Here is an 18,423-nt window from a genome sequence, read left to right as displayed (position 1 = left end):
GTGCGCGGCGAGTTTACTGCCTTGAAGTAGCATGGCGTTACAGGTAACATAGCCGCCTTTTTTCTTCATAGACGAGACATACATGAATTTTTCCTTAGGTCAGCGTTGGATCAGTGATACTGAGTCAGATTTAGGATTAGGCACCGTTGTTGCCCTTGAAGGCCGTCAGGTCAGCATTTTATTTCCAGCCAGTGGAGAAAACAGAGTTTATTCTTTAACAGAAGCACCTGTTACTCGTGTCGCATTTAATCCAGGTGATATTATTCGCAGCGTTGAAGAGTGGGAATTAGAAGTCGAGTCTGTCGAAGAGCAAGGCGAGTTACTATGCTATCACGGCATTCGCGTCGATAATGGTGAAAAAGCGCAGTTAAAAGAAACCTTTTTAGATCACTTTATCAAATTCAATAAACCACAAGACCGCTTATTTGCAGGCCAAGTGGACCGTTTTGACCGCTATACGCTGCGCTACCAAACTTGGCAGCACCAGTTTGAGCGCCAGCAATCTCCTTTAAAAGGTTTAATTGGTCAGCGTGCAAACCTTATTCCGCATCAGCTTTATATCGCACAAGAAGTGGGTAAACGTTTTGCACCACGCGTATTACTTTCTGATGAAGTAGGTTTAGGTAAAACCATTGAAGCAGGTATGATTTTACATCAACAAATCATCAATGGCCGTGCTAGCCGCGTACTGATTGTTGTGCCTGAAAACTTACAGCATCAGTGGTTAGTAGAAATGCTACGTCGCTTTAACTTACGTTTTTCAATCTTTGATGAAGAACGTTGTGATGAAGCATTCGCAGACTCTCCAAACGTATTCGAAACAGAACAGTTAGTACTTACTAGCCTTGAGTTCTTAAGCAAGAAAAAACGCTGGTTTGAGCAAGCAACCCTAGCTGATTGGGATTTATTGGTTGTTGATGAAGCGCACCATTTAAGTATCAATAATGGTAAGCCAAGCACTGAATACCAACGCATGGCAGAGTTAAGCCAAGATATTCCGGGCCTTATCTTATTAACTGCAACGCCAGATCAACTTGGTCACCGCAGTCACTTTGCCCGCTTACAATTACTCGACCCAGATCGTTTCTACGACTACGATGCGTTTGTTGAAGAAGAAAGTAACTACAAAGAGGTTGCTGAAGCTGCTAATCAATTACTGGGTGAAAAAGGCCTTGATGATGCATCTCGTGCAACATTAAAAGAGCTATTAAAAGAAACCGATATCACTGAGCTTTTAGCCAAAGCTGAGCAAGGTGATGAAACGGCGCGCAACGAAATTTTATCAATGCTGCTGGACCGCCATGGTACGGGTCGTATTTTATTTAGAAATAGCCGCAGCGGTATTGATGGCTACCCAAGCCGTAAGCTTCATGCATACCCTATGGCAATGCCAAAACAATATAAAACGGCGATGTCGGTACTGGGTAACATGGGCGGCATTCAAAATGCTGAACTAACGGCACTTCGCGCTCTATTCCCTGAAAAGATCTTCCAAGAGTTTGAAGGTGAAGATGCTAGCTGGGGGGCATTTGACCCACGTGTTGATTGGTTAATCGAAACCTTAAAAACCCTTAAACACGAAAAAGTACTGCTTATCTGTGCTAAAGCCGAAACCGCACTTAGCCTAGAACAGATTTTACGTGAACGTGAAGCAATTAAAGCCTCTGTTTTCCACGAAGGCATGACGATTGTTGAACGTGACCGTGCAGCGGCTTACTTTGCCGATGAATACGACAGCGCGCAGATTCTACTTTGTTCTGAAATTGGTTCTGAAGGTCGTAACTTCCAATTCTCGCATCACTTAGTATTGTTTGATTTACCACTAAACCCAGACTTACTTGAGCAACGTATTGGTCGTCTTGACCGTATTGGTCAAACTCAAGACGTAAACATTCATGTGCCGTATTTTGAAAACACCGCACAAGAAGTGTTACTTCGTTGGTACAACGAAGGCTTAGATGCGTTTGAAACAACCTCGACAACAGGGCAAATGCTGTATAAAGAGTATGGCGAAGAACTACTTGAGTTTATTGGTGCACACAATTGCGACGAAGAAGAGCTAGACCCACTACTAGAACAAGTGGCAGGTCAAAATGCCAAGCTTCGTAAGCAAATGGAAAGTGGTCGTGACCGCTTACTAGAACTGCATTCAAGTGGCCAAGGCCGAGCAGAAAGTCTTGTTGCTGATATCGAAGAGTTAGACGATCAATTCACGCTACCAAGTTATATGATCAATGTGTTCGACACCTTTGGGGTAAGCCAAGAAGATAAAGGTGAAAATACCATTATCTTAAAACCAACTGAGCACATGCTAAATCCATCTTTCCCATGCTTAAAAGATGATGGCATCACAGTAACGTTTGATCGCAGCACCTCGCTTTCGCAAGAAGACGCGCATTTCATCAGTTGGGATCACCCAATGGTGCAAGGCAGCTTAGACATGATTTGTGATGATGACTTTGGTACTGCCTCTGTGGCGTTACTGAAAAACAAAAAGCTTCCTGCTGGTACCTTCTTTGTTGAGCTTATTTTCATTGCGGAGGCGATGGCGCCTAAAGCACTTCAGGTTGGCCGCTTCTTGCCACCAACGCCTATTCGTATCTTATTAGATAAGGGCAGTAACAATCTGGCTGATAATGTTGCTTTTGATGCTTTCAATCAACAGTTATCAGCGGTTGGTCGCCAAACGGCAAGTAAATTAGCCAGCGCGCTACAAAGTGCCATTCACCCAATGATCACTAGTGCGCAAGGCATGGCACAAACCAAGCTTGAAACACTACGCGCTGAATCACTAGAGAAAATGCAAACTGCACTCGGTGAAGAGCAAGCTCGTTTAACAGCTCTTAAGCAGATCAACCCGAATATTCGTGATGAAGAACTGAGCTTCTTTGATAAGCAACGTAGTGAACTCACTACTTACATCGAAAAAGCCCAAGTTAAACTGGATGCAATTCGTTTAATTGTCGTTTCACACTAACGTTAAATAGCTAAACTCAAACTACAAACGCGATGTGCTTTCACATCGCGTTTTTTATTACCCTCACATTGACCTTACCGAAACAAGGTGTACACTGTACACAACATAGATTAAATGGAATTAATGCTATGACACATGCAATTGAATTTATAGAAACCTCCATCTTCACTAGGCAAATAAAGCAAATTGCCACTGACGATGAGTTACGAAGTTTGCAAGTTGAACTAATAGCCAACCCTCTGAAAGGAGAGCTAATAAAAGAGACTGGCGGGCTTAGAAAAGTACGAATGGCAACGGGTCACAAAGGTAAAAGCGGTAGTACCCGAGTTATTTACTTTGTTGCTCATTTAGAACGTATTTACTTTGTTTTGGCATACCATAAAGCAACTAAAACTACTCTTAGTAAGTCTGAAAAGGCACAGCTTAAAGAGTTAGTTATTAAACTAAAAGGTGAATAATCATGAGCTTATTTGATGAGTTGAAAGCTTCTTTACAAGAAGCTGTTGATATTGAAAAACAAAAAGTCGCTCCTGCACGTAGTACTCAATTCGATATCGCCGATGTAAAAGCTATACGTATGAAACTGAACGTTTCTCAAGCTGAATTCGCTAAGGCACTTGGGACCAGTGCAGACACCATAAAAAGTTGGGAGACTAAACGAAGAAACCCAACTGGGTTAGCGGCAAAAGTGCTGGCTACAATTCAAGATAACCCTAACATCTATTTTGAAATTGCGGCTCATTAGCTAACAGCAAAGCCATGACTAATGTTTATGCAAAAAACACCACTAGGGTAATAATTACGGCCACTGCCGCTAGCTTGCAAAATAACTTAGCTAAGCTTTTGTTTCTTTGTATTAAATCGTCTTTGTAAGCCTGCTTCAAATATACTGCTTGTAGGTCTGAAAAACCTTTACAGTGCGGGCATTCAGGCTCAAGGTCATTAACTTCTAAGCCACAACGTGTACAAGGTTTACTGCGAATTAAACCAAGGCGAAACATTCACTTGTCCTTTTATTTAAACTCCATAGCTGAATTTACTGTATCTTAGCTGCTACTCGAAAACCAGCTCTGGCATTGTGTATGCGCTCATACTCCTTTAAAATAGCGCCCTTGCATATCATCGAGGCTGGCTGTGTTACTCAATTATAATCCCCCAATGACACCTTATTTAAGTATTGTTTATCAAGACGATGACTTGCTTATTGTGAATAAACCAAGTGGTTTACTTACTGTGCCGGGAAAAGACCCAAAACACGCCGATAGCCTTATTGCTCGCATTAACCGCGTTTTTCCAACGGCAAAAATTGTTCATCGCCTTGATATGGCTACCTCTGGCATTATTTGTTTAGCTATGCACAAAGAAGCGCATCGTAATTTAAGCATTCAGTTTCAAGATAGAAAAACCGCGAAACGCTACATTGCTCGTGTATTTGGTAAGCTTGAGCAAGAAACTGGATCGGTAGATTTACCACTTATTTGTGATTGGCCGAACCGACCAAAGCAAATGGTTGATCATGATAATGGCAAACCGTCATTAACCCACTTTAAAGTGCTTGAGTATGAACAGAATGCGACTCGTGTTGAGCTGACCCCAATTACTGGGCGTTCTCACCAACTACGTGTGCACATGCTGTCATTGGGTCACCCTATTTTAGGTGATAAGCTGTATGCTCACCCCGAGGCATTCGCCATGGCTCCTCGCTTACAACTGCATGCCGAAATGCTAACCTTAGCTCACCCAGCCAGCGGTGAAACATTGATTTTTGAAGCAGCACCTGAGTTTTAAGACAATTCGCTAAATATTTAATAAATACTGCCGATAGCTAATCAATAACTGATTTAATTAAAGACTCAGGTAATATCGGCATGAATTTAAAACCCGCACATCGCTTACTTTACGCAGCCTGTTTTGCGTTCATGGGCAATGTGAATGCTGCCGATTTTATTAAACCCACCCCTTGGTCAAGTTTGGTCACTAACGATATTCAACGCTTTTTACCAAGCGATGAAGTACGCACTCTGCTTGCCGGTGAAGATGAGTTCATTAGCTTATATCGTCAATCGATGGCAGCCAGTCAACGCGGAATTGTGCTAATCATTCCTGATTGGCAGCACTTACCCACTAATAATGCTGGTATTAACTTTTTGCGCAAGCAGTTAAACGAAATTGGCTATGCAACCCTTGCCATGACTATGCCTGACATTGATTGGCACCCTGTTGATATGACAACGCCCGAGCCACCTGAAAGCTCTGAACCTGAGTCAACACAAACTGTTGAACAAAGCGATGAGCAAGCAGCTTCTGCTCCACCAGCCCAAACGCAACAAGCGCCGCATTTTGTTACGGGTGAGCCCAATATCAGTGAAGCCGTGCTTGATGATTACAAATTAAAGCTAATTGCCAGATTCAATGCCTTGTATAACAGTGCAATGGATGAAGGCGGCAATATTATTGTGGTGGCACAAGGTGCCAGTGCGGGGCTATTGATTGAGCATTATGCTAGCTTTCCAAATAACGAACTAAACGCTTTTATTAGCCTAGGTAGTTATTTACCTAACAGTGTTCGTAACCAGCATCTCAATGCGACGCTTTCAACTATCAGCCCCCCCTTACTGGATATTTTTTATAGTGAGGGTAACCCTGACACCCTGCAAAGTGTAAAAGACAGAAAACGCTGGGTAAGAAAACACGCTAAATATGACTACCGACAAAGAGAGTTATTTGGTGTGCCTTCAGAGCCTGAGCAGCACCAGCGGCTGCTTAAAGAGGTAGACGGCTTTTTACGCCGCCTTTTTTAAATACTCATAAGCCGCTTGAATATCTTGGCTTTTCTTTACCGCAACTTCCATCATATGTTTTGGTAAACCTTGCGATACCAGCTTATCGGGGTGATGCTGAGCCATGAGCTTTCGATAGGCTACTTTAATATCTCTCGCAGAAGCATCACTGTTTAAGCCTAATAGAGCCAACGCTTGGGCGCGATTCATACCATTATTCGGTGGCACACTGTGCCCTCTTTGTTCACTATGACTGCTGCGATTTTGCTGGCTTTGTTGACGTTGTTGTTCATAAAAACGCTGTTGTTGCTGACGAAATGCAAATTCGGCTTGGTAGCGTTTTAATAAAAATGCGAATTGAGTACGTGAAATACCTAACTGCTTGCTCACCTCTTGCAATAGCTGCTTTTCTTGCTCTGCAAGGTGGCCATCAGAAAAGGCCATTTGGATTTGTATTTCGAGAAACAGTTGCAATAAATCATGGCGTCGAGCAAAGCGCTCTTTAAAGTCATGAACCGTTTCTTTTAATGAAAAATCCGTTTCTTTACCACTACGAAAAGCATCTTGTGCTTCTCTGCGCTCATCACCCGATAAGCCCATTTCGTCCATAAACAAACTTGCAGCACGAATATGCGTTTCACTAACGCGACCATTCGATTTGGCGATATGCCCCATCACCGCAAAACAGCTAGAAAAGAAAAGTGCTTGGCGCTCGTTAATATCATCGCCTTTAAACAAACCAGAAAAACCACCTGCTTTATCAAAGTCTTGTTTTAAGCTGCGATCGAACATATGGCCTAGGTATAGGCCCAGTAAGGCTCCTATAAATTTGCCAAACATAAAGCCAAAACAAAAACCGAGTACTTTTCCCCACATAATTTGGCAAACCTCTGTTGTTATTACAAAGCGAAACGTTGATTGATTTCGTCGAGTCTGGCAGGTGTGCCAATGTCATCCCATTGCCCCAAATAAAGCTCAGTCGAAACTTGATGTTCACTGAGCTTTTCTCGCAAAATGGGCCCAAGTGGACGAATACCTGCGCTGAGACCTTTAAAGAAATCAGCATGATAGCGACTTATACCGGAAAAAGTATACTTTTGACTATCTGGGCTTAGGTGACTCAGTGCAAAATCACCATCAGGATTATGCGCAGGGTTTTCTACAAGGACAATATGCGCCTCCCCTGCTTGCAGATGAAGCTGCATCAACGAAGTCACATCATAATCAGTAAACACATCACCATTGATGACAATAAATTGCTCACCCAATAACGGCAATGCTTGAATGATGCCCCCGGCGGTTTCAAGCCCCCCAGCCTGCTCTTGGCTGTAAGTGATCGATACACCAAACTGCGAACCATTACCGAAATACTCTGTTATTTTGTCACCTTGCCAGGCAAGGTTAATGACAATATCGGTAACGCCTGCTCGGCGTAAGTTATTAATATGATGCTCTAATAATGGCTTGCCGTTAATCTTTAACATCGGCTTTGGCATCGTTTCTGTTAGCGGCATCATGCGTTTACCGCGCCCCGCCGCTAGGATCATTGCTTTCATTTGGACTCTTTAGTTAATCGCTGCTTAGTCTGTGGAATAATAGTCTGCTCTATCCACTGGCCAAGGGCTGTTAACTCTGGGTATTCTTTACTGACATTACTAATGTATGTAAGGGTTGGCAGCACATTATTCAAATAACCTGACTTACCGTCACGTAATTTTAAGCGGCAAAATATGCCCGCAGCTTTTAAATGACGCTGCACGCCGGTTAAGTCAAACCAACGTTTAAACATCGCAAACGAAGTGTCTTGCAATAGCTGCTGCTCGCTAAATTCGTCATAAGCGTAATGTAAAAGGTAGTCGAGCTCTTGTTCTGGTAGCTTGAAATAGCAATCTCTTAATAACGAAACAAGGTCATAACACACCGGCCCTTGTACCGCATCTTGATAATCGATAATAGCCCATTGCTGCCCTGTGCGCATAATATTGCGACTATGGAAGTCGCGGTGCACCGTAACAATTGGTTGTTCAAGGGCATTGTTAACTAATAACTCACAGGCTTGTTGCCACATTTTCTGCTCATCAGCAGAGAGTTGCTCACCAATAAAGTTATCGACTAACCAATCTCTAAAAATGCTTAGCTCAAACTGTAAAAACTCGCCATCAAATACTTTCATGTATTGGGCAGGCGGGATTTGCGCCCACTGTGCACTTAACTTTATTAGATGTTTGTAGTGTAAAGTGCGGTCTTCGTCGCCCAGTAAATCAGCCAAATGAGTATTGCCTAAATCACTCAGCAAGAAGAAGCCTTGTTTTTCATCAGCCTGAAGAATTTTTGGTAATTTAAAGCCATGCTGAGAAAACACTTTATTGAGTTCTATATAAGGCGTGTTATCTAATTCATCTGGATCTGAGTCCATGACAATATAGCTCTCATCACTTGTGTTTACGCGGAAATAACGGCGAAAACTCGCATCCCCAGTGATGGCGGCTAATTGATATTCATCCTCTTTAAAATGAGGATTTAAAAACTGCTGTAAACTTTTATAACGATTCATTTAGTAAGATATCTATTTTTCACTAAGTCAATTACTGTATTTGCCATTGTTTTCCTTTATTATGTCTAGCTTATATCCAACCAAAGAGCATTAAGGTCATTAAATGAGCAAAACCTGGGGCATAATGATGCTAAGCGTACTTAGCGCACCATCGTTCGCCGAAACTGAACTGACACACAATTTTTGTGGCACTTCAATGCAAACCAGAGCTTGGCAACCGCTCCCTGGCCTTGAACTTAATATGATCGATATCAAATCCGATGATATTGAACTATTGGGTACCCAAAGCGCAGAATTTACCGGTAATGTAGATATTAACACCCTAACGATGAATTTGTCCGCACAAAGTGCACTGATTGACAAACAACGTGGGTTACTTAATGCAACCGGCCCTATCGTTTATCGCGATAAAGTAAGCCAAATTAATAGTTCTGGGCTCAATGCGGATTTAAATAATTCTGAATTAAGCTTGCTTGGTGCTGATTATAAGCTCACCGACCAACTTGGTCATGGTGGCGCAGAAAAACTAACAGTCAACGAGTCTGGCCTAAACCTGATGAACGCAAGCTTTACTACCTGTCCGGGCGAAACACCGGTGTGGGCGATTGAAGCTGACGAAATTGACTTATCAAGTGAAGATGGCTGGGGCGAAACTCACAATACCGTATTACGGGTATTTGATACGCCGGTTCTGTATGTTCCTTATTTTACGTTTCCGTTAGATGACCGTCGTAAATCAGGTTTATTAACGCCTAACTTCTCTAGTTCAGGCCGCTACGGTATTGAAACTATCACTCCGTACTACTGGAATATTGCTCCAAATTACGACGCCACCATTACGCCTCGCTACATGTCTAAGCGCGGCTTGCAAATGATTGGTGAGTTTCGTTATTTAACTGAGCAAAACAACGGTCTCATTGCCGTTGAGTACCTAGATAAAGATGATGAAGAGCCAAATGTTGACTCGCGCTATCTATTCCATTGGCAACAACAAAGTTACTTTGGTGAAAACTGGCGCGGTAATATCGATATTACCAACGTTAGTGATGATAACTACTTAACCGATTTAAATTCTGGCTACGCGACTCGCACAGACACTCAGTTATACCGTACGGGCTCACTCACCCACTTAGGTGACACTTGGCGCACCAATATTAAGCTACAGAGTTTTGAAGTACTTGGTGATCACCGCGAGTCATATGCGGCGCTGCCGCAAATTAGCTTTTCGCAAACTGATGCGTATGATTTTTATGGCGTTGATTTAACCCTTGATGGTGAGCTTAGTTATTTCACTAATGATGACGCAATTATTGATGAAGCAAGCCGTGTTCACATAGAACCAAAAGCAAGCTTTGATTATCAAGAATACGCATGGTCATTTTTATCTGAGTTCAGCGTATTGCATACTGAATATAATCAGCATGGTGATTTAGCAGGGACCGACTACGACGAAAAAGTTACCCGTACCCTGCCAAAAGTGCGTTTATACAGCCAATTAAATTTTGAACGTGATACTGCGTTTTTCTTCAAAGATGGTATTCAAACTCTTGAACCACAAATTCAGTACTTGTATACGCCAAATAAAGACCAATCAAATATTGGCCTTTACGACACGGCAAAATTACAAGATGACTTTTTTGGTTTATTTAGAGACCGTCGTTTCTCAAGTATCGACCGTATTGCCACCGCGAACCAATTTACGTTAGGTGCGACTACTCGCTTATTTAGCAATGAAAACGAAGAAGTATTTAATTTCAGCGCAGGCCAAATCTTCTATTTAAGTAATGATGCAAAGCCTACATCACAAGGTATTAATGTTGATACTAATTACAATGCCTTGTTCGCAGCGCAAACCATGTTACATTGGCACCGTCGCTGGTATTTATCAGGTGGTATTCAATACGACACAGATGGTAAGGAAATTATTCAATCAAATATCACCTTAGATTATAAAGGTGACGATAAACAGCTCGTGCAATTGAACCATCGCTATGCAAATGATGTCTCAGGCAATACAATCGAGCAAGTTGGTCTATTTACTAGCATTCCGCTATCGCAAGATTGGCAGTTTGTTGGCAGCTATCACCGCGATTTAGAAAGCGGTCGTAGCATTGAGGTTTTCAGCGGTCTTCAGTATGAATCGTGCTGTTGGGCGTTTCAAATCACAGGCCGTCGTCAAATCGAAACAGATTTGAACCAGGCGATTGGTCAAGAGCAAGCAACCTTTGATACCAGTATTGGCTTCAATATCGTATTAAAAGGGCTTGGAAGTAAAAGCCGTTATGATGCACAAAAATTATTACAACAAGGTATTTTTGGCTATCGTAGACCGTATTTTCTTAATAACTAGTACCGCAGTACTATTAGCAAGAGTATTAGAAAAAGTATGAATTTAAAAAAATTATTTGCATCTGCATTATTAACAGTTGGCCTTTGCCAAAGCGTTTTCGCAAAACCTGTCGAAATCGACAAAGTCGTTGGTGTAGTTAACCAGGGTGTTATTTTACAAAGTGAAGTAGACACCATTATCAATCGCGTAAAAACTCAAGCGCAAGAGCAAGGTCAACAATTACCTTCTGATGACACACTTCGTATTCAAGCGATCGAGCGTTTGGTTAGTCAAGAATTAATGATGCAGCTGGCATCAAGAATGGGCCTAGAAATTTCAGACTCTCAATTAGACCAAACACTAGAAAATATGGCTCGTGAGCAAGGTGGTACAATCGCTGATTTACGCCGCACTATTGAAGCAGCTGGGGACAGTTACCCTGCCTACCGCGAAGAGATTCGTAAAGAAATTACCACGCAACAAGTCACTCGTATGAATGTCGATCGCCGTATATATATTAGTGAGCAAGAGATTGATAACCTTTTAAAAATTATGGAAACTCAAGGTAAGAATGCCGAAGAGTATGATATTGGTCACATCTTGATTGATATCCCAAGTGATGCGACAGCTGATGAAATCGCTAGTGCCAAAACGCGTGCAGATAAAGTTATCGAGTTTTTAAAAGAAGGTAAAGAGTTCAAGCGTATAGCTATTTCATCTTCTAGCGGTTCAAAAGCCCTTGAAGGTGGTCAGCTAGGTTGGATGAGCATCAACGAAATGCCATCACTATTTGCTGAAGCAGTTAAAGGCCATAAAAAAGATGATATCGTTGGCCCGCTTCGTTCAGGCGCTGGTTTTCATATTATCAAAGTTCAGGATATTCGTGGTCGCCAAGTTGTTGAAACAACAGAGGTTCGCTCACGTCACATCTTAATTAAGCCTTCTATCATCTTAAGCGAAGAAAAAGCGCGTGACATGCTAAAAGGTTTTGCTAAAGAGCTACGTGAAGGTAAAGCTGACTTTGGTGAACTTGCTAAAGAATTCTCTGAAGACCCGGGTTCTGCATTAAAAGGGGGTGAGTACGATTGGACTGATCCAAGCACCTATGTACCAGAATTCAAAAATACCCTGCTTTCTCTAGATAAAAATGAAATCAGTGAGCCATTCAGAACACAGTTTGGTTGGCACATTGTACAACTACTTGATAAGCGTGTAGCTGATAAAACAGAGCAAGCTAAGCGTAACCGCGCTCACCAACTACTGTTTAATCGTAAATTTAAAGAAGAAAGTTTCAACTGGCAGCAAGAAATGCGTGAACAAGCGCACGTTGATATTTTCCCAACAGAATAAAAATTATGACCATTAGAATTGCAATTACCCCAGGTGAGCCAGCCGGTATTGGCCCTGATTTACTTATCAAGTTAGCCCAGCACCAGTGGGATGCCCAACTGGTGGTGATTGCTGATGGCGGGCTGTTAAAACAGCGCGCTAAGTTGCTTGGTTTAGATATCAATTTAATTGACTTCGATGATAGCCAAGCACCAAACATTGCCCCTGCAGGCAGCGTTTACTTACACCAAGTAGATTTAGGCTCTGATGTTGAAGTGGGCGTACTTAATGACGCCAATGGTCAATATGTGCTGGATACACTGCGCATTGCCAGTGAAAAAAATATGGATGGTACCTTTGCCGCTGTTGTTACAGGCCCTGTGCATAAGGGGATTATCAACAAAGCAGGTATCTCATTCAGCGGTCACACTGAGTATTTTGCCCAGCAATCGAATACTGCCGATGTCGTGATGTTGTTAGCTACAGAAGGCTTACGCGTGGCGCTTGTTACAACGCATATACCGCTTGCTTATGTATCGCGCGCAATCACCGTTGAACGTTTAAGTAAAGTTGCCACTATTTTAAACCATGACTTACAAACTAAGTTTGGTATTGAAAATCCGCGTATCCTCGTATGTGGTCTAAACCCACATGCTGGCGAAGATGGTCATTTAGGCACTGAAGAAATTGATACCATAGCGCCAACCTTAGAGCTGTTAAATAATCAAGGCATGAACTTAATTGGACCATTGCCTGCTGATACCCTGTTCCAAGATAAATACCTCTCGCAAGCAGATGCCGTGCTTGCAATGTATCACGATCAGGGATTACCTGTGCTAAAATACAAAGGTTTCGGCAATTCGGTCAACATCACCCTTGGCCTGCCATTTATTCGCACCTCAGTAGATCACGGTACGGCTCTCGATTTAGCCGGCACAGGTACTGCTGATGTAGGTAGTTTTGAATTAGCGATCCGCGAAGCAATTAAGCTCGCCCATGAAAAAGCACAGAATCAATGACAGATAAAGTACATTTAGGACACCGCGCTCGTAAGCGTTTTGGTCAAAACTTTTTAAACGATGACATGATCATCGACAAAATCGTCACGGCTATCGATCCTAAACCTGAAGACAATTTAGTAGAAATCGGCCCGGGCCTTGGTGCAATCACTGAGCCAGTCGCTGATTTAAGTGGCCACCTAACGGTTGTTGAGCTAGATAAAGACTTAGCAGAACGTTTAACGAGCCACCCATTCTTAGGGCCAAAGTTAACAGTGCATCAAGGCGATGCAATGAAATTCGATTTTAGCTCTTTGATCAAGTCTGACGAAAAGTTAAAGATTTTTGGTAACTTACCATACAACGTTTCGACTCCGCTGCTATTCCATTTATTTGAGTTCGCAGATAACGTAGAGCACATGCACTTTATGCTGCAAAAAGAAGTGGTCAAACGTATGGTCGCAGGCCCGGGCAGTAAAGCATTTGGTCGCTTAAGTGTAATGACGCAATATTACTGTCACGCAATGCCAGTGATTGATGTGCCGCCAGAGTGCTTTAAACCAGCACCTAAAGTAGATTCAGCGGTTATTCGCTTGATCCCTAAAAAGCCCGAACAACGTTCAGCTAAAAGCACTAAGCTATTAAACACGGTATGTTTAGAAGCCTTTAATCAACGCCGTAAGACACTGCGTAATAGTTTATCTAACTTACTGACAGCTGAAGAACTAACAAGCATAGGCATTGATATCACTCTGCGTGCTGAAAGCCTATCTTTACAACAATTTATTGATATAGCTAATTGGATTTATGACAACAAGCAGTAATTTAGGTTCTCCAATTAAGGTGTCGGTTGAGACCTTCTATGTAGAAGGTCAATCAGAGCCTGAACAAGATAAATACGTTTTTGCTTACTCAATCACCATAAAAAACCACAGTTTATGCAGTGCTAAGCTATTGAGTCGTTACTGGTTAATTACCGATGCCAACGGCAAAGAAGTGGAAGTACAAGGTGAAGGGGTTGTGGGTGAGACACCGACCATTGCCCCAGGTGAAAGCTACAAATACACCAGTGGTGCAGTGCTTGATACCCCTGTTGGGACGATGCAAGGCCATTACACCATGCGTAACGAATTTGGTACTGAGTTCGAAGCGCCAATCGAGGTGTTTCGTTTAGCCCGCCCAAACATTTTGCACTAGGTAATAATGGCTGACTACGCAATTGGTGACTTACAAGGCTGTTACAGTGAATTTGATTCGTTACTAAAACGTATCAACTTCAACCCAAGCCAAAATCACCTTTACTTAGTTGGCGATATTGTTGCTCGAGGCCCTGATTCACTCGCTTGCCTCGAGCGCCTTCATACTATGCAAGGCAGTGTAACCATTACTCTTGGTAATCATGATTTACACCTAATTGCTTGTCATTATCTAAATAAGCCAGCAAATCCAAAAGATAAGCTTGCTGGTGTTTTTGACAGCCCAAAGCTCCCTGAATATATTCACTTTTTGCAACAACAGCCATTAGCGATTTGGCTTGAACGCTATGACATGCTGATAAGCCATGCCGGCTTAAACCCAAATTGGTCAATAAAAAAAGCATTAAAACGCGCTCGCTTTGCCGAAAGTTGCTACCAAGGTAATGATGCCCATCATTACTTTGCCAATATGTATGACCCCCACCCATTAAAATGGCAATCAGCATTACCTAACGAGGCTAAATTTCGTTATATCGTTAATTACTTCACGCGCATGCGCTTCGTTAATTTACTTGGTGAACTCGATTTCAGCAATAAAACCAGCATTAGTGAAGATAGCTCAATAATCCCTTGGTTTGAGCATCCGAGTATAAGTAAGCTCAAGCAACAGATAACATTTGGTCATTGGGCTGCTTTAGAAGGTAAAGTTAAAGCCGAAAATATTCATGCCCTCGACACTGGCTGTGTATGGGGAGGCGCGATGACCCTCATGGAACTCAGCCAAAAAGACTGTTTTGTCGAAAAATCCCACTCTTTTATCTAAATAAACTGAAAAATAGCTGAACATCTGTTAGATTTATAACAATTAAAGTTAATTTAATTTAAAGCTAATTAAATTTAAATACTTAACTAATTGGCAAGCTTGCCGATAAGTGTTGATTAGTACTATTTTCTGGAATTACATATGAACTTGACCGTTAGACAGCGTATTTGGGGTGGCTTTATTGTTATTACGTTACTCCTGCTATTTATTGGTGGTAACTCGTTGATCAGAATTACCAACATTGATCAATCGACACAGCGAGTTAATCAGCTGTCATTACCGGCCCTCGACAAAAGTTATGAGTTGCAGGTTGAATTCATCCTGATGAGTAAATCAGCGCAAGCGAGTTTTTACACCACATCACAAGATGAATTAGCAACTATTCGCAAGAACTTTACCGAGCAGAAAAAGCGTTACGATAGCTCTTATCAAGACCTACAACAAATAGTGAGTAACGACCCTAAATTAAAACAAAGCAGTCAAGAAGTTGAGCAAACTTATAAGCGCTTTGCCAAGTCTGTCGATAACCTTTTTAAAGATAAACAAACGCAACTTGAACTTAACAATACGCTGCGCACCCAGCTTGAAAATATCGAGATCAGCGCCGAAGATGCTAACTCTGTTGTGCTTGATATCATTGATATTGATGGCCTTGAAGAAAACAATTCACGTGCCTACCAAGCTGCTAACAACATGGAAAACAACTTCCAGTCGGTAGTGACTAACAGTACCGATATGCTAACAGTTAAAACTCTTAACACGTTAGATATCGTGAAAAACGAACAAGTTTATTACTTAGAAGAAGTTGAGCGCAGCCTAGGTCTTATTCGCCCTGCTATCATTGAAAGTAATGCTGATTTATATAATGACCTAAACAGTTATGTTGAAAACCTTGTAAATAACGTACGTGGCAACAACAGCCTATCAGCAAATAAAAAGCGTTTAATTGATGCAATTGCACAAACTCAAGCTGAGCTAGCCAATGCGGAAAAATCAACCACTGAAGCCCTAAAGCAACTTAAAGAGCTTGTTGACCAAGCAACAGTCCTTGCTTTTGACTTACAGCAAGATGTAAGTGGTAACGTATCTACGGCAACCATTTGGACTTGGATTGCCATGGTTATCGCCACTTTAATTGCTATTGCTGTTGCAGCAATTACTGTTAGCCGTATTACTAAACCACTTTCTGAAGTAAACCGTATTCTTGATATTGTTGCTAGCGGCGATATGACTCAACGCTTAGACGACTCAGCTAAAGACGAATTTGGTGAGCTATCACGTAGTTGTAATACGCTAATCGAAAGTTTACGTACACTTATTCAAGGCATTATCTCTCGCTCAACCCAGCTTGCTGCGGCCTCTGAAGAAACTTCAGCAATCACTGAAGAATCAAGCCAAGCTATTCGTAACCAACAAGCGCAAGTTGAACAAGCTGCTACAGCAACCACGGAAATGAGCAGTACATCACAAGCGGTAAGCAGCAGTGCTCAACAGGCACTTAGCGAAATCAAGAACGCTGATAAAGAAGCTGACCGCGTTAAAGGTATTTCTTCGCAAAACAAAGCGACTATTGAACAACTTGCCCGTGAAGTTGATGATGCTTCACAGGTTATCAATAAGTTACACAAAGATAGCGCATCAATTGGTGGCATCTTAGATGTTATTCGTGGCATTGCAGAGCAAACAAACCTACTTGCACTTAATGCAGCCATTGAAGCAGCACGTGCCGGTGAACAAGGCCGAGGCTTCGCCGTAGTTGCTGACGAAGTACGCTCTCTAGCGAGCAAGACTCAAGAATCGACCCAAGAGATCCAAGCTATGATTGAATCGCTTCAGGTTGGCGCTGAGGCTGCTGTATCGGCAATGTCGAAAGGTAAGCAACAAGCTGAGTCGTGTGTTGAGCAATCAGACCTTGCAAATACCGCCCTTGATTCAATCACTGCAGCAGTTGCGCAAGCTCATAACGTAAGTGAAGAGATCTCAACAGCTGCTCATGAGCAACAGCAAGTTTCACAAGAGATTAGCGAGCGCTTAGAGTCGATTGTAGCAATTGCTGAACAAACAGCTGAAGGCGCAAACCAAACCAATATTTCAAGTTCAGAAGTTGCTAAATTAGCGGAAGAACTACGTTTATCGGTGGATGCGTTTAAAGTTTAAGAAGCTGTAAACGAGCTACGAGCTAACAACATATAGAAGCCGTGTTTGTGAAAACAAACACGGTTTTTTTGTATCTATGCATATCAATTCGCTTAATTAAATGATCTTTTGAGGTGATTACTCTTAATATTTTCCTGCCTCCCGCACCCATGCAGGCGCATTATTTAATACAAAATAATAACGAATTATTGCGAGTAGGTATGAAATAAACGAAGCGTTTTTCAGGCATAAAAAAACCGCAACGAGTGCGGTTTCTTAAATTCTATTGGCGTTTCAATTAAAGGCCTGCGCGGTCTTTAATAACAGCGATTAGTGGAGAACCACCGTGGCCGTTTGATTCTGCCCATGCGATGTCTGCACCGTCTTCTAAAGAGCTTTTAGATAAGTTCTTAACGATGTACTCACCAGCATCCGCAGCGCCGCTTTCAATTGCATGACGAAGCATATTGTTGCCGTTACATTTTACAGCATCAAAGATGTTACGAATTTTCACACGTGAGCTTTTAAGCTTACTACGTAAACGGTTTTTATCATCAGCTGCGATATACTCACAGATAGAAACCGCTAATTGATCATCAGCTTTTGCTGGTGCTGTATACGCAACTGACGCTGAAACAACAGCCGCTGCAAGTAACATATTTGGTAACTTCATCATATTTTGCCCTTATGTAATACTTTCTTCTTACCAAGATTGTGTAATATTGTACCAACTAATTAATTTTACCGCAATAATGTTACGAGTTTTTGTACAGGGTTACAAAAGTATACGAGTAAGGGTTTTTGTTATCAGGCTGATGCTTTTCTTGCTCGGCAACTGTCCAATTAGCAACACTTTCGTAATCTGGGAACTGCGTATCACCGGCCACTTCGAGGTCGATGAATGTTAAGTATAGACGATCTGCTTGAGATAGAAATTGTTCGTATATATTTCCGCCACCTATAATCATTACTTCTTCAACATCAGCAACCAATTCCAGCGCAGCCTCTGGTGAAGTAACCACCTCAATACCTTCAGCTGTGTAATCAGCATTACGCGTGATAATAATATTTTGACGACCCGGTAAAGGCCGACCTATTGATTCAAATGTTTTACGGCCCATGATCACAGGCTTTGCCATGGTTACTTTTTTAAAGTGTTGCAGATCGGCGGGTAAATGCCATGGCATTTGGTTGTCTTGGCCAATTACTCGGTTATTTGCCATAGCAGCAATCATTGAAATTTTCACACTAAACCTTAATACTTTTTTCTTATTAATAAAAAAGGAGCGCATGGCTCCTTT

General features: G+C 42.0%; 18 protein-coding genes. 12 read left to right on the top strand and 6 right to left on the bottom strand.

The genetic code is table 11. The features are described 5' to 3' along the window. Window positions 1–82: 82 nt before the first annotated feature. The 3 genes from rapA (at window position 83) to nadS (ending at window position 3,722) form a co-directional block, all read left to right on the top strand. Window positions 83–2,977, top strand: a complete 2,895-nt coding sequence (rapA, locus tag NFU46_RS16730) for an RNA polymerase-associated protein RapA (RefSeq protein ID WP_251603441.1) — start codon at window positions 83–85, stop codon at window positions 2,975–2,977. 128 nt (window positions 2,978–3,105) lie between these two features. Then, a complete protein-coding gene (locus NFU46_RS16725; RefSeq protein ID WP_063527258.1) occupies window positions 3,106–3,435 on the top strand; it encodes a type II toxin-antitoxin system RelE/ParE family toxin in 330 nt (109 codons plus the stop codon). Window positions 3,436–3,437: 2 nt separating this feature from the next. Then, window positions 3,438–3,722 (top strand): NadS family protein, encoded by a 285-nt coding sequence (gene nadS / locus NFU46_RS16720; protein ID WP_063527257.1) that lies wholly within the window; start codon window positions 3,438–3,440, stop codon window positions 3,720–3,722. A gap of 25 nt (window positions 3,723–3,747) precedes the next feature. On the opposite strand, the gene NFU46_RS16715 is transcribed toward nadS, so the two are convergent. After that, complete coding sequence (locus tag NFU46_RS16715; RefSeq protein WP_058586608.1) at window positions 3,748–3,978, bottom strand: hypothetical protein; 231 nt, start codon at window positions 3,976–3,978, stop codon at window positions 3,748–3,750. 133 nt (window positions 3,979–4,111) lie between these two features. On the opposite strand from NFU46_RS16715, the gene rluA reads away from it, so the two are divergent. Together rluA and NFU46_RS16705 are read left to right on the top strand one after the other, a co-directional pair. After that, window positions 4,112–4,765 carry a bifunctional tRNA pseudouridine(32) synthase/23S rRNA pseudouridine(746) synthase RluA gene (gene rluA / locus NFU46_RS16710; RefSeq protein WP_251603438.1) on the top strand — a complete coding sequence of 218 codons (654 nt, stop codon included), beginning with the start codon at window positions 4,112–4,114 and terminating at the stop codon, window positions 4,763–4,765. Window positions 4,766–4,845: 80 nt separating this feature from the next. Beyond that, window positions 4,846–5,778, top strand: a complete 933-nt coding sequence (locus tag NFU46_RS16705; protein ID WP_251603435.1) for a DUF3530 family protein — start codon at window positions 4,846–4,848, stop codon at window positions 5,776–5,778. On the opposite strand, the gene djlA is transcribed toward NFU46_RS16705, so the two are convergent. From djlA to NFU46_RS16690, 3 genes are read right to left on the bottom strand one after another with little or no spacing between them, the layout of a single operon-like run. Beyond that, window positions 5,761–6,633: a co-chaperone DjlA gene (djlA, locus tag NFU46_RS16700; RefSeq protein WP_251603432.1), complete on the bottom strand. Its 873-nt coding sequence runs from the start codon at window positions 6,631–6,633 to the stop codon at window positions 5,761–5,763. The two genes, NFU46_RS16705 and djlA, sit on opposite strands and share 18 nt — an antisense overlap. Before the next feature lie 23 nt (window positions 6,634–6,656). Next, complete coding sequence (gene murU, locus NFU46_RS16695; RefSeq protein WP_251603429.1) at window positions 6,657–7,313, bottom strand: N-acetylmuramate alpha-1-phosphate uridylyltransferase MurU; 657 nt, start codon at window positions 7,311–7,313, stop codon at window positions 6,657–6,659. Beyond that, window positions 7,310–8,311: an aminoglycoside phosphotransferase family protein gene (locus NFU46_RS16690; RefSeq protein ID WP_251603426.1), complete on the bottom strand. Its 1,002-nt coding sequence runs from the start codon at window positions 8,309–8,311 to the stop codon at window positions 7,310–7,312. The genes murU and NFU46_RS16690 overlap by 4 nt, the downstream gene beginning before the upstream one ends. A gap of 103 nt (window positions 8,312–8,414) precedes the next feature. Between NFU46_RS16690 and lptD the strand changes: the two genes are divergently transcribed. The 7 genes from lptD (at window position 8,415) to NFU46_RS16655 (ending at window position 17,143) form a co-directional block, all read left to right on the top strand. Continuing rightward, entirely contained in the window at window positions 8,415–10,661 is a 2,247-nt protein-coding gene (gene lptD / locus NFU46_RS16685; protein WP_251603422.1) for an LPS assembly protein LptD, read from the top strand. Window positions 10,662–10,697: 36 nt separating this feature from the next. Beyond that, on the top strand, window positions 10,698–11,990 hold the full coding sequence (surA, locus tag NFU46_RS16680) for a peptidylprolyl isomerase SurA (protein WP_251603419.1): 1,293 nt from the start codon (window positions 10,698–10,700) through the stop codon (window positions 11,988–11,990). A gap of 5 nt (window positions 11,991–11,995) precedes the next feature. Next, a complete protein-coding gene (gene pdxA, locus NFU46_RS16675) occupies window positions 11,996–12,988 on the top strand; it encodes a 4-hydroxythreonine-4-phosphate dehydrogenase PdxA (RefSeq protein WP_251603416.1) in 993 nt (330 codons plus the stop codon). Then, window positions 12,985–13,791 carry a 16S rRNA (adenine(1518)-N(6)/adenine(1519)-N(6))-dimethyltransferase RsmA gene (gene rsmA / locus NFU46_RS16670; RefSeq protein ID WP_054550997.1) on the top strand — a complete coding sequence of 269 codons (807 nt, stop codon included), beginning with the start codon at window positions 12,985–12,987 and terminating at the stop codon, window positions 13,789–13,791. Before pdxA ends, rsmA begins: the two co-directional genes overlap by 4 nt. Continuing rightward, window positions 13,775–14,164 (top strand): Co2+/Mg2+ efflux protein ApaG, encoded by a 390-nt coding sequence (gene apaG, locus NFU46_RS16665; protein ID WP_054550996.1) that lies wholly within the window; start codon window positions 13,775–13,777, stop codon window positions 14,162–14,164. The genes rsmA and apaG overlap by 17 nt, the downstream gene beginning before the upstream one ends. A gap of 6 nt (window positions 14,165–14,170) precedes the next feature. Further along, the gene (locus NFU46_RS16660) at window positions 14,171–14,986 is read left to right on the top strand and encodes a symmetrical bis(5'-nucleosyl)-tetraphosphatase (RefSeq protein WP_251603413.1); all 816 of its coding nucleotides are present in this window, start codon (window positions 14,171–14,173) and stop codon (window positions 14,984–14,986) included. Between the two features lie 141 nt (window positions 14,987–15,127). Then, entirely contained in the window at window positions 15,128–17,143 is a 2,016-nt protein-coding gene (locus NFU46_RS16655; protein ID WP_175082553.1) for a methyl-accepting chemotaxis protein, read from the top strand. Between the two features lie 277 nt (window positions 17,144–17,420). Here NFU46_RS16655 and NFU46_RS16650 read toward each other — a convergent pair whose 3' ends face one another. Together NFU46_RS16650 and folA are read right to left on the bottom strand one after the other, a co-directional pair. Further along, window positions 17,421–17,798 (bottom strand): DUF3718 domain-containing protein, encoded by a 378-nt coding sequence (locus tag NFU46_RS16650; protein WP_062566166.1) that lies wholly within the window; start codon window positions 17,796–17,798, stop codon window positions 17,421–17,423. 79 nt (window positions 17,799–17,877) lie between these two features. Further along, window positions 17,878–18,357: a type 3 dihydrofolate reductase gene (gene folA, locus NFU46_RS16645; RefSeq protein ID WP_082401652.1), complete on the bottom strand. Its 480-nt coding sequence runs from the start codon at window positions 18,355–18,357 to the stop codon at window positions 17,878–17,880. Window positions 18,358–18,423 lie beyond the last annotated feature (66 nt).

It is taken from the genome of Pseudoalteromonas sp. NCCP-2140 (assembly GCF_023708065.1).
GTDB lineage: Bacteria > Pseudomonadota > Gammaproteobacteria > Enterobacterales > Alteromonadaceae > Pseudoalteromonas.
The sequence above is the reverse complement of the archived record's forward strand: the minus strand, read 5'-3'. Positions and strand labels throughout refer to the sequence as shown.

Bases quoted from the DNA above. Each gene is read 5' to 3' on its own strand.
- pdxA (WP_251603416.1), top strand. From the start codon at position 11,996: ATGACCATTAGAATTGCAATTACCCCAGGTGAGCCAGCCGGTATTGGC.
- lptD (WP_251603422.1), top strand. From the start codon at position 8,415: ATGAGCAAAACCTGGGGCATAATGATGCTAAGCGTACTTAGCGCACCA.
- rapA (WP_251603441.1), top strand. From the start codon at position 83: ATGAATTTTTCCTTAGGTCAGCGTTGGATCAGTGATACTGAGTCAGAT.
- djlA (WP_251603432.1), bottom strand. From the start codon at position 6,633: ATGTGGGGAAAAGTACTCGGTTTTTGTTTTGGCTTTATGTTTGGCAAA.
- NFU46_RS16705 (WP_251603435.1), top strand. From the start codon at position 4,846: ATGAATTTAAAACCCGCACATCGCTTACTTTACGCAGCCTGTTTTGCG.
- rsmA (WP_054550997.1), top strand. From the start codon at position 12,985: ATGACAGATAAAGTACATTTAGGACACCGCGCTCGTAAGCGTTTTGGT.
- NFU46_RS16725 (WP_063527258.1), top strand. From the start codon at position 3,106: ATGACACATGCAATTGAATTTATAGAAACCTCCATCTTCACTAGGCAA.
- NFU46_RS16715 (WP_058586608.1), bottom strand. From the start codon at position 3,978: ATGTTTCGCCTTGGTTTAATTCGCAGTAAACCTTGTACACGTTGTGGC.
- NFU46_RS16655 (WP_175082553.1), top strand. From the start codon at position 15,128: ATGAACTTGACCGTTAGACAGCGTATTTGGGGTGGCTTTATTGTTATT.
- nadS (WP_063527257.1), top strand. From the start codon at position 3,438: ATGAGCTTATTTGATGAGTTGAAAGCTTCTTTACAAGAAGCTGTTGAT.
- NFU46_RS16650 (WP_062566166.1), bottom strand. From the start codon at position 17,798: ATGATGAAGTTACCAAATATGTTACTTGCAGCGGCTGTTGTTTCAGCG.
- NFU46_RS16660 (WP_251603413.1), top strand. From the start codon at position 14,171: ATGGCTGACTACGCAATTGGTGACTTACAAGGCTGTTACAGTGAATTT.
- surA (WP_251603419.1), top strand. From the start codon at position 10,698: ATGAATTTAAAAAAATTATTTGCATCTGCATTATTAACAGTTGGCCTT.
- murU (WP_251603429.1), bottom strand. From the start codon at position 7,313: ATGAAAGCAATGATCCTAGCGGCGGGGCGCGGTAAACGCATGATGCCG.
- apaG (WP_054550996.1), top strand. From the start codon at position 13,775: ATGACAACAAGCAGTAATTTAGGTTCTCCAATTAAGGTGTCGGTTGAG.
- NFU46_RS16690 (WP_251603426.1), bottom strand. From the start codon at position 8,311: ATGAATCGTTATAAAAGTTTACAGCAGTTTTTAAATCCTCATTTTAAA.
- folA (WP_082401652.1), bottom strand. From the start codon at position 18,357: ATGATTGCTGCTATGGCAAATAACCGAGTAATTGGCCAAGACAACCAA.